A 10,718-nucleotide genomic window follows, 5' to 3' on the forward strand; every position below is an offset into this window, starting at 1 on the left:
CAACAGCGAGGATGTGGGGAAGGTGAACGGAGTACCGATACAGCTAAAGCAGGTGACAGAAATTCGCGACGGTGCACGAAAAGAAATTGTTGTCATTGAGGCAAATGGTTTATACTACTTAAAAGGAGACGCAACGTATGTAACGTTTGAAGAGACGTATGAAGGAGAAACGATCAAAAACGTCGTGAAAATTGCCAATGATGAAGTCGTCGTTCTCCGTTCCGGTGCGATCTCGATGCGACATACGTTTCGCAAGCAGTCGGAAACGATCGGCACGTACGAAAGCCCGATGGCGCGCTGGGAAATGAAAACAAAAACAGAACAAGTGCTGTATCAGTATAACGAGAAAACGAAAAAAGGGCAGTTGTTTTTTTCTTACATACTCCATTTATCAGGGAAACACGTTGGTCGTCATACGGTGACGATTTCGTTTAAGGAGGCAAAAAAATGAACATTGTTGAACAAATGAAACAAAAGTTAAAAGAAGAAATCAGGGAAGCAGTCATTCGCTCAGGAGTCGCGACAGAAGCGGACGTTCCAAACATCATTTTAGAGACGCCAAAAGATAAAGCGCACGGCGACTATTCAACAAACGTTGCGATGCAACTCGCGCGCGTTGCAAAAAAGGCACCACGCATGATTGCGGAAGACATTGTACGCCATTTTAACGGTGAAGCTGTGTTCGTGAAAAAAGTGGACATTGCTGGACCAGGGTTTATTAATTTTTACATGGACAATCGCTATTTAACAGAACTCGTTCCAACCATTTTACAAGCAGGGGACGCATACGGTGAAACAAACGTCGGCAACGGTCAAAAAGTGCAAGTTGAGTTCGTCTCCGCAAACCCGACAGGTAGTTTGCACTTAGGTCACGCACGTGGAGCAGCGGTTGGTGATTCGTTATGCAACATTTTGAAAAAAGCAGGTTTTGACGTCACGCGAGAATATTACATTAACGACGCCGGAAACCAAATTGCTAACTTAGCCAAGTCGGTCGAAGCGCGCTATTTTCAAGCGCTTGGCATTGATAAAGATATGCCAGAAGACGGCTACTTCGGTGAAGATATTATTGAACTAGGGAAAAAATTAGCAGAAGAACATGGCGACAAGTTTGTCGCGCTCGATGAACAAGAGCGACTTCAACAGTTTCGCGAGTACGGATTAGCGTTTGAAATGGATAAAATTAAAAAAGATTTAGCGGACTTCCGCGTCACGTTTGACGTATGGTATTCGGAAACGTCTCTTTACCATAACGGAAAAATCGAAAAGGCGCTTGAGACATTGCGCGAAAAAGGACATATTTACGAACAAGATGGCGCGACATGGTTCCGTTCGACGACATTCGGTGACGACAAAGACCGCGTGCTCATCAAACAAGATGGCACGTACACATATTTATTGCCAGATATTGCGTATCATCAAGATAAACTTGAGCGCGGGTTTGAAAAAATTATTAACATTTGGGGAGCCGATCATCACGGTTACATTCCGCGCATGAAGGCGGCGATCGCTGCGCTCGGATACGACCCTGATGTATTAGAAGTTGAAATTATTCAGCTTGTCAGCTTGTATCAAAACGGTGAAAAAGTGCGCATGAGCAAGCGGACAGGAAAGGCTGTTACGTTGCGCGACTTAATGGAAGAAGTCGGACTAGACGCCACGCGCTATTTCTTTGCGATGCGCTCATCGGATACGCATTTAGATTTTGATATGGACTTAGCGGTGTCGCAATCGAATGAAAACCCTGTGTACTATGCGCAATATGCTCATGCACGTGTATGCAGCATGCTTCGTCAAGGTGAAGAACAAGGATTATCTTATGATGGGCAACTCTCTTTCACATACGAATTAGCGGAAAAAGAAATCGACTTATTGAAAAAACTCGGAGAGTTTCCTTCAGCTGTTGCGGAAGCAGCGGTGAAACGTTCACCACATCGCATGACGAACTACATTTTTGATCTTGCTTCAGCGTTGCATAGTTTTTACAACGCGGAAAAAGTGCTTGATGCAACGAATGTTGAAAAAAGCCGCGCTCGCCTGGCGCTTATGAAAGCTGTACAAATTACATTGAAAAATGCGTTAGCGCTTGTTGGTGTACATGCACCGGAAAAAATGTAATGCAAAAGAGGGTGTCCTCAATAGGGCACCCTTTCTCATTACAACAATGGAGACATCAAAGTCGCAACGCCTTCTTTTAGTCGGTCAAGCCAAGGCAGCTTGCGAAAATATTCCGCTGTCAATAATGTAGATGTGTCGATGTCGCGAGCGATCGTTTGTTTCACATATTGAATGAACGGTTTGTCATATATGTAACAATTCATTTCGTAGTTGATGAACAAACTGCGATGATCGAAATTCGCTGTGCCGATATTACATATATCGTCATCGATGACAATTACTTTTGCATGGTAAAACCCGTTATAAAACTGATAAATACGAGCTCCTGCGCGAAGAAGCTGACGAAAATAAGGAAATGAAGCTTCTTTGACAAACGGATGATCCGCTTGCATCGGGGCAATAATGGTTAGTTGAACACCTCGTTTCATCGCTTTCAAAAGAGCGTTCATCAATTTTTGGCTCGGAATGAAATACGGGGTACCGATCAAGATTTCCCTTTTCGCCTGTTCGATCAGTTGAATAAACTCATCCTCCAAATATGCTCCATCTGTCGGAAGAAAGCGGTGTTTCACCGTTCCTTTTTGAAGGGGTGGAAAATACCGTTCATCATCTCCAAACGATTGCCCAGTCGCTTTTTTCCAATCTTCTTGGAATTGTCGCTGCAAATCATGAACCCCTTCTCCCATAATTTTCAAATGATAGTCGCGCCAATGGCCAAACTTCGGATCTTGACCAATATATTCTTTTCCGACGTTAAACCCACCTAAATAGCCAACTTTTCCATCAATAACGGTAATTTTTCGGTGATTTCGTTCGTTCAATTTGTAGAAAAAAAACGGCAATGTTGGACGATTCGCAAAGGCAAATTGCCCGCTTTTTTGTCGGAGGGATGACGGTAGCCCGAAACTGCCAACCCAATCAACAAGTAGACGCACTTCTACTCCTTCATTTACTTTTTGCTCAAGTAAAGAAAAAAATCGTTGCCCGATTTCATCATTGCGTACGATGTAAAATAAAATGTGAATATGATGTTTCGCTTGCTCTAATTGCGCGAAATAGTCTTCAAACAACGTTTCACCCGTCGTAAATAGCGTGATGTCGCTTTGTCGTTCGACACCGATTTTTTTTCGTGCTGTCGTTTTTGACACTTTATCGCCCCATTTATAATCGAGCAAAAGAAGAAACAATAAAATAATAGCAACTATGAGCCAGCGCATGCCCCCACTCCTTTCATTGTTGTAGTTTTCCCAAAAAGAAAATAAAAAATGAGAAAAAATATTGACTGAATGCTCATTCATTATATAATGAAAGTAAGTTTGTTCAGAAAATTTATTTTATTTTTACAACAAAGGGGGAAGGGTATTGTGCTTTGGTTGAACTGGATTGTTTTTTTACTTGTGACAGCGTACGCCGTTCATTTGTTTGTGTATCTCGTGAAAACGCGCATTGCGTATATTAAGTTAGGGAAAAAAGTTGAGTTTGATGGAAAAGTGAAAGAGCGTCTACAAAACATATGGGTGAACGTCTTTGGGCAAAAAAAGCTGTTAAAAGACAAAAAAAGCGGCATTATTCACGTCATGTTCTTTTACGGCTTTATTCTCGTTCAGTTTGGTGCCATTGATTTCATTATTAAAGGGCTTGTGCCAGGGGCGCACTTGCCGCTCGGGCCACTTTATCCAGCGTTTACGTTTTTCCAAGAAATTGTCACATTGCTTATTTTAGTGGCGGTGTTATGGGCGTTTTATCGCCGTTACATCGAAAAGCTCGTCCGTTTAAAACGTGATTTCAAAGCAGGACTTGTCCTTATTTTTATCGGTGGACTAATGCTTTCGGTGTTATTCGGTAACGGTATGGGACGCATTTGGCATAACGAAGGATCATCATGGAGCGAACCTGTCGCTTCTGCCATTGCGCTTGCGTTTAGTTGGGTAGGCGAAACAGGAGCAGCGGCGTTGTTTTTTGTCGCTTGGTGGGTGCATTTGCTTATTTTATTAACGTTTTTAGTGTACGTGCCACAATCAAAACACGCCCATTTAATCGCCGGACCAGTTAACGTCTTTTTCAGCCGATTAACGAGACCGAAACTTGAAAAAATCAACTTTGAAGATGAGACACAAGAATCGTTTGGCGTCGGGAAAATTGAAGACTTTAAGCAAACGCAACTTATCGATTTATATGCCTGTGTCGAGTGCGGGCGCTGTACGAACATGTGCCCAGCAACGGGGACAGGGAAAATGTTATCACCGATGGATCTTATTTTAAAGTTGCGCGACCATTTAACAGAAAAAGGTGCAGCCATTACATCGAAAGCTCCTTGGGTGCCGACGTTTGCGTTTGCGAACACAAAAGGAAACCAGCTCGCTTTTATGGCACAAGGAATGCAAGAACAAGCCGCAACGATTGAAATGCCGAACTTAATTGGCGATGTCATTACGGAAGAAGAAATTTGGGCATGTACGACGTGTCGCAACTGTGAAGACCAATGCCCAGTTATGAATGAACATGTCGATAAAATTATTGATTTGCGTCGTTACCTCGTATTAACAGAAGGAAAGTTAAACCCAGATGCACAACGGGCGATGACAAATATCGAACGTCAAGGAAACCCATGGGGACTCAATCGCAAAGAAAAAGAAAATTGGCGCGAGTTGCGTGAAGATGTCCGCATTCCGACAGTAAAAGAAATGCAAAAAGCAGGGGAAGAATTCGAATATTTATTCTGGGTTGGTTCGATGGGTTCGTTCGATAATCGAAGCCAAAAAATTGCGTTAGCCTTTGCGCGTCTATTAAATGAAGCAGGCGTGAAATTTGCGATTTTAGGAAACAAGGAGAAAAACTCGGGCGATACGCCACGCCGTTTAGGAAACGAATTTTTATTCCAAGAATTAGCGACAGCCAATATTGCCGAATTTGAAAAAGCGGGCGTGAAAAAAATTGTGACGATCGACCCGCATGCGTATAACACATTCAAAAACGAATATCCAGATTTCGGCTTTGAAGCGGAAGTATATCACCATACGGAGTTACTAGCAAAGCTTGTTGAAGAAGGTCGTCTTGTCCCGAAATATGAAGTAAACGAAGTCGTGACATTCCATGATTCATGTTATTTAGGTCGATATAACGACGTATACGATGCACCGCGTCAAATTTTGAAAGCGATTCCGGGCGTGAAACTTGTTGAAATGGCACGCCATCGCGAAACAGGCATGTGTTGTGGCGCTGGTGGCGGATTAATGTGGATGGAAGAAACAACAGGCACCCGCATTAACGTCGCGCGCACAGAACAGGCGCTAGAAGTGAATCCGACAGTTATTAGCTCTGGCTGTCCGTACTGCTTAACAATGCTATCAGATGGTACGAAAGCAAAAGAAGTAGAAGAAAAAGTTGGCACGTATGATGTGGCGGAGTTGTTAGAAAAGGCGGTATTTGGACCTGTTCATTAAAAATTCTAAAAAAAATAAATAGTTTTATTTTTAAGATATTTTCAGTATAATGAAAGCAATAGGAAGGTGTGCGGCTTGTCGTGCGCCTTCTTTGCCCGTCCATCATTGAACGAGCGTTCGCTCAATATTTTTGAAAGGGCTTTCTTATAACGAAAAGGGGGAGAAACATGGGGAAAACGGTCATTGTTAGTGGGGTACGTACACCTTTCGGAAAGTTTGGTGGCAGTTTAAGCGCATTGAGCGCAGCGCAGCTTGGAGGTATTGCGATCAAAGAGGCGCTCGTGCGCGCAAATGTTAGTGCAGAAGATGTCGATGAAGTCGTATTTGGCACCGTATTGCAGGGTGGACAAGGACAACTTCCATCGCGGCAAGCAGCGAGAGAAGCGGGGATTCCGTGGGAGACAAAAACCGAAACGATTAATAAAGTGTGCGCCTCAGGGATGCGTAGCGTCACGCTCGGTGATCAAATCATTCGTGCTGGAGATGCGGACGTCATCGTTGCAGGTGGAATGGAATCGATGAGCAATGCGCCGTATATATTACCGAAAGCACGTTGGGGATTGCGTATGGGCGACTCGACGGTGAAAGATTTAATGGTCTATGATGGATTGACATGCAGTTTTACAGGTGTGCATATGGGTATTTACGGAAGTGAAACAGCAAAAGAGTTAGGCATTACGCGCGAAGAACAAGACCGCTGGGCGTATCGCAGCCATCAATTAGCGATTGCGGCGATCGAAAGCGGCAAATTTGCTGAAGAAATCGTCCCTGTTTCTATTCCACAACGAAAAGGGGAACCGATCACCGTAGCGGTGGATGAATCACCGCGTAAGGATACATCGCTTGAAAAATTAGCGAAACTGGCGCCCGTATTTGATCCAACAGGCACGATTACAGCAGGCAATGCGCCGGGGGTAAACGATGGAGCAGCTGCGCTCGTATTAATGAGCGAAGAGCGCGCGCAAAAAGAAGGGCTCACGCCACTTGCGACAATTGTAGCCCATACGGCGATTGCCATTGAAGCGAAAGATTTTCCGAAAACACCAGGCATCGTCATCAACGAATTGTTGCGTAAAACAGGCAAAACCGTAAACGACATTGACTTATTTGAAATTAACGAAGCGTTTGCTGCTGTCGCTTTAGCAAGCATGAAAATTGCTGACTTGCCAGAAGAAAAAGTAAATGTAAACGGCGGTGCCATTGCGCTTGGGCATCCGATCGGAGCGAGCGGAGCGCGCATTATGATTACGTTAATTCATGAATTGAAACGTCGCGGAGGCGGCCTTGGCATTGCAGCGATTTGTAGCGGTGGCGGTCAAGGCGATGCAATAATGATTGAAGTTCATTAATGGGGGATGGGGACATGAAAAAAGTGATGGTTGTTGGCGCAGGCCAAATGGGATCAGGAATTGCCCAAGTGTGCGCAACGGCAGGGTATGATGTCATTTTAAATGATGTCAACGAAGAGCGTGTACAATGGGGGCTCAACAATATTGCAAAAAGCATCAATAAATTTGTTGAAAAAGGAACGTTAAGTGAACAACAGCGCGATGAAGCAATGGGTCGCATTCGTACATCGACAAATTTGCAAGATGGAAGCGATGTCGATGTCGTCATTGAAGCTGTTGTTGAAAATATGGATGTGAAAACAGCACTGTTTGCACAACTAGACGAAATTACACCTTCGCATGCCATTCTAGCAACAAATACGTCCTCTTTACCGATTACAGAAATTGCCGCAGCAACGAAACGACCAGAAAAAGTCATTGGCATGCATTTTATGAATCCGGTACCAATTATGAAACTTGTCGAAATTATTCGCGGTCTTGCGACGGCTGACGAAGTGTATGAAGCGATTGAGCAAATGACAAAAACGTTAGGAAAAGTACCGGTTGAAGTGAACGACTTCCCAGGGTTTGTTTCCAATCGTGTATTAATGCCGATGATTAACGAAGCGATTTATTGTTTATACGAAGGCGTTGCCACAAAGGAAGCGATCGACGAAGTGATGAAGCTCGGAATGAATCATCCGATGGGACCGCTCACTTTAGCGGATTTTATTGGCTTAGATACGTGTTTATACATTATGGAAGTGCTTCATGATGGGCTTGGTGACGATAAATACCGCCCATGTCCGCTTTTACGCAAATATGTGAAAGCGGGTTGGCTCGGACGAAAAACAGGGCGAGGATTTTACACGTACGAATAAAGGAGTTGACACCATGAATTTTCATTTTACAGAAGAACAACAAATGATGCGTCAAATGGTGCGCGAGTTTGCAGCAAATGAAATTGCACCGTTCGTCGAGCATATGGAGCGCGGAGAGTTTCCGCGCCCTATCCTTAAAAAAATGGCGGAGCTTGGGTTAATGGGCATTACCGTTCCTGAACAATACGGTGGAGCGGGGATGGATTTTACATCATATATCATTGCGATACATGAAATTTCAAAAGTGAGCGCAACCGTTGGAGTCATTTTATCTGTCCATACGTCTGTCGGCACCAATCCGATTTTATATTTTGGAACGGAAGAGCAAAAGCAAAAATATGTGCCGAAGCTAGCGAGCGGGGAATATTTAGGGGCGTTTTGCTTAACGGAGCCAGGGGCAGGATCGGATGCGGCAAGCTTAAAAACGACAGCTATTCGCGACGGCGATCATTACGTATTAAACGGCTCGAAAGTATTTATTACCAATGGTGGAGAAGCGGACACGTACATCGTATTTGCCCGTACAAATCCAGAAGAAAAAGGAAGTAAAGGAGTAAGCGCATTTATCGTTGAAAAACATACCCCAGGTCTTGTCATCGGAAAAGACGAGAAAAAAATGGGGCTTCACGGATCGCGCACCGTTCAATTATCGTTTGAAGATATGCGCGTACCAGCAGAAAATTTGCTCGGTCAAGAAGGCGATGGCTTTAAAATCGCGATGGCTAATTTAGATAGCGGTCGCATCGGAATTGCAGCGCAATCGCTCGGCATTGCGGAAGCAGCGCTTGAACATGCGACGAATTATGCGAAAGAACGCATTCAATTCGGTAAGCCAATTGCAGAACAACAAGGCGTTGCTTTTAAACTAGCCGATATGGCCACGAACGTTGAAGCGGCTAAACTGCTTGTTTATCGTGCAGCGTTTTTACGCTCAAACGGTATGCCATGTGGAAAAGAAGCGTCGATGGCGAAGCTTTTTGCATCGAAAACGGCGATGGAAAACGCCATTGAAGCGGTACAAATTTTCGGAGGCAACGGTTATACCGAAGACTATCCGGTTGAACGATTATTCCGCGATGCGAAAGTATGTGAAATTTACGAAGGAACGAGCGAAATTCAGCGGCTCGTCATTAGTAAACATTTGTTTAGGGGGATGGGGAAATGAACTTTCAATTAAGCGAAGAGCATGAAATGATACGAAAAATGGTGCGCGACTTTGCGAAAAACGAAGTTGCACCAACCGCAGCAGAACGCGATGAAGAAGAACGTTTTGATCGCGACATTTTTAATAAAATGGCAGATCTCGGTTTGACGGGCATCCCATGGCCAGAGGAATACGGCGGTATCGGTAGCGACTATTTGGCATACGTCATCGCGGTGGAGGAGCTTTCAAAGGTATGCGCATCGACGGGAGTGACGCTTTCTGCTCACATTTCATTAGCAAGTTGGCCAATTTATAAATTTGGGACAGAACAACAAAAACAAACGTATTTACGAGCACTAGCGACAGGGGAAAAGCTTGGGGCGTACGGTTTATCTGAGCCGGGTGCAGGTTCTGACGTGTCAGCGATGAAAACGCGTGCGGTGCGTGATGGTGATCATTACGTATTAAACGGTTCAAAAGTATGGATTACAAACGGTGGAGAAGCGGACATTTATGTCGTTTTTGCGGTGACAGATCCAGAGAAAAAGCACCGCGGCATTAGCGCATTTATTGTTGAGAAAGGAACGCCTGGTTTTTCGATCGGGAAAAAAGAGAAAAAGCTCGGCATTCGTTCATCGCCAACAACGGAGCTCATTTTTGAAGATTGTCGCATTCCGAAAGAAAATTTGCTCGGTGAAGAAGGAGAAGGATTTAAAATTGCGATGATGACGCTTGATGGCGGTCGGAATGGTATCGCAGCGCAGGCGGTTGGCATCGCGCAAGGGGCGTTAGATGCAGCGGTAGAATATGCGAAAGGACGTATTCAATTCGGCAAGCCAATTGCAGAACAACAAGGCATTGCCTTTAAACTAGCTGACATGGCAACTGCTATTGAAGCTGCTCGTTTACTAACGTATCAAGCGGCGTGGCTTGAATCAAACGGTTTACCGTACGGAAAAGAATCTGCGATGGCGAAATTGTTTGCAGGGGATACAGCAATGAAAGTCACCGTGGAGGCAGTACAAATTTTCGGTGGCTACGGTTATACGAAAGACTATCCAGTCGAACGGTTTATGCGCGATGCAAAAATTACGCAAATTTATGAAGGCACGCAAGAAATTCAACGCATCGTCATTTCAAGAATGTTGACGAAATAGGAGTGATGTGATGAAAAAACGTGAAGTGCCCGCGTCTGTGAAAGACGAACGGCTTGTGAAAAAAAGGCGTAATCAAATGATAAAAGGGGCGATTTCGCTATTTAAGCAAAAGGGGTTTCATCAAACGACGACGCGCGAAATTGCCCGCGCTTCTGGCTTTAGCATCGGAACGTTATACGAATACATTCGCAAAAAAGAAGATGTCCTTTATTTAGTGTGCGATCGGATTTACGATGAAGTGCGCGATCGTATGGAGCAAGCAATCGATACGACAAAAGGGGATTTAGACGGTTTAAAATTAGCGATTGATTACTATTTCCGTGTCGTTGACGAGCTGCAAGACGAAGTGCTCGTCATGTATCAAGAGGCAAAGTCGCTCGGCAAAGAATCGCTTCCGTATGTGCTTAATAAAGAATTGCAAATGGTTGCGATGTTCGAACATATTTTACGACGTTGCGTAGACAATGGGGTATTTTCATTAACGGAACGAGAAATTCAATTGTTTGCACATAACATTTTCGTTCTCGGTCAAATGTGGGGATTCCGTCGTTGGGCGTTGAAAAAAATGTATACGCTCGATGAATATATTGAATTGCAAACAAAGCTATTGCTTGAAGGCATTATGAAGCGGTAGCGAAAGGGGATGG

Annotated in this window: 9 protein-coding genes; 8 read left to right on the forward strand and 1 reads right to left on the reverse strand. The window is 44.2% G+C overall.

Annotated elements, in window-relative coordinates:
• Positions 1-13 precede the first annotated feature (13 nt).
• Both BO219_RS08020 and argS read left to right on the forward strand, forming a co-directional pair.
• Entirely contained in the window at positions 14-451 is a 438-nt protein-coding gene (locus BO219_RS08020; RefSeq protein ID WP_077429149.1) for a YwiB family protein, read from the forward strand.
• Positions 448-2,118 carry an arginine--tRNA ligase gene (argS, locus tag BO219_RS08025; RefSeq protein ID WP_077429150.1) on the forward strand — a complete coding sequence of 557 codons (1,671 nt, stop codon included), beginning with the start codon at positions 448-450 and terminating at the stop codon, positions 2,116-2,118. The genes BO219_RS08020 and argS overlap by 4 nt, the downstream gene beginning before the upstream one ends.
• Positions 2,119-2,156: 38 nt before the next feature.
• Here the strand turns inward: argS and cls are convergent, their stop codons facing one another.
• Positions 2,157-3,335, reverse strand: coding sequence for a cardiolipin synthase (cls, locus tag BO219_RS08030; protein WP_171700134.1), 1,179 nt, complete (start codon positions 3,333-3,335; stop codon positions 2,157-2,159).
• A gap of 87 nt (positions 3,336-3,422) precedes the next feature.
• On the opposite strand from cls, the gene BO219_RS08035 reads away from it, so the two are divergent.
• The 6 genes from BO219_RS08035 (at position 3,423) to BO219_RS08060 (ending at position 10,705) form a co-directional block, all read left to right on the forward strand.
• Positions 3,423-5,561: a (Fe-S)-binding protein gene (locus tag BO219_RS08035; protein WP_077429152.1), complete on the forward strand. Its 2,139-nt coding sequence runs from the start codon at positions 3,423-3,425 to the stop codon at positions 5,559-5,561.
• A 167-nt stretch (positions 5,562-5,728) separates the two neighbouring features.
• Positions 5,729-6,910: an acetyl-CoA C-acetyltransferase gene (locus BO219_RS08040; RefSeq protein ID WP_077429153.1), complete on the forward strand. Its 1,182-nt coding sequence runs from the start codon at positions 5,729-5,731 to the stop codon at positions 6,908-6,910.
• A gap of 14 nt (positions 6,911-6,924) precedes the next feature.
• A complete protein-coding gene (locus BO219_RS08045; protein ID WP_230403166.1) occupies positions 6,925-7,770 on the forward strand; it encodes a 3-hydroxybutyryl-CoA dehydrogenase in 846 nt (281 codons plus the stop codon).
• Between the two features lie 13 nt (positions 7,771-7,783).
• The gene (locus BO219_RS08050) at positions 7,784-8,935 is read left to right on the forward strand and encodes an acyl-CoA dehydrogenase (RefSeq protein WP_077429154.1); all 1,152 of its coding nucleotides are present in this window, start codon (positions 7,784-7,786) and stop codon (positions 8,933-8,935) included.
• Positions 8,932-10,071: an acyl-CoA dehydrogenase gene (locus tag BO219_RS08055; RefSeq protein ID WP_006320994.1), complete on the forward strand. Its 1,140-nt coding sequence runs from the start codon at positions 8,932-8,934 to the stop codon at positions 10,069-10,071. The genes BO219_RS08050 and BO219_RS08055 overlap by 4 nt, the downstream gene beginning before the upstream one ends.
• A 10-nt stretch (positions 10,072-10,081) precedes the next feature.
• Positions 10,082-10,705, forward strand: a complete 624-nt coding sequence (locus BO219_RS08060; RefSeq protein ID WP_035020162.1) for a TetR/AcrR family transcriptional regulator — start codon at positions 10,082-10,084, stop codon at positions 10,703-10,705.
• The last annotated feature ends 13 nt before the right edge of the window (positions 10,706-10,718 follow it).

It is taken from the genome of Anoxybacillus kestanbolensis (assembly GCF_001996285.1).
GTDB lineage: Bacteria > Bacillota > Bacilli > Bacillales > Anoxybacillaceae > Anoxybacillus > Anoxybacillus kestanbolensis_A.

Bases quoted from the DNA above. Each gene is read 5' to 3' on its own strand.
- argS (WP_077429150.1), top strand. From the start codon at position 448: ATGAACATTGTTGAACAAATGAAACAAAAGTTAAAAGAAGAAATCAGG.
- cls (WP_171700134.1), bottom strand. From the start codon at position 3,335: ATGCGCTGGCTCATAGTTGCTATTATTTTATTGTTTCTTCTTTTGCTC.
- BO219_RS08035 (WP_077429152.1), top strand. From the start codon at position 3,423: ATGAAAGTAAGTTTGTTCAGAAAATTTATTTTATTTTTACAACAAAGG.
- BO219_RS08040 (WP_077429153.1), top strand. From the start codon at position 5,729: ATGGGGAAAACGGTCATTGTTAGTGGGGTACGTACACCTTTCGGAAAG.
- BO219_RS08045 (WP_230403166.1), top strand. From the start codon at position 6,925: ATGAAAAAAGTGATGGTTGTTGGCGCAGGCCAAATGGGATCAGGAATT.
- BO219_RS08050 (WP_077429154.1), top strand. From the start codon at position 7,784: ATGAATTTTCATTTTACAGAAGAACAACAAATGATGCGTCAAATGGTG.
- BO219_RS08055 (WP_006320994.1), top strand. From the start codon at position 8,932: ATGAACTTTCAATTAAGCGAAGAGCATGAAATGATACGAAAAATGGTG.
- BO219_RS08060 (WP_035020162.1), top strand. From the start codon at position 10,082: ATGAAAAAACGTGAAGTGCCCGCGTCTGTGAAAGACGAACGGCTTGTG.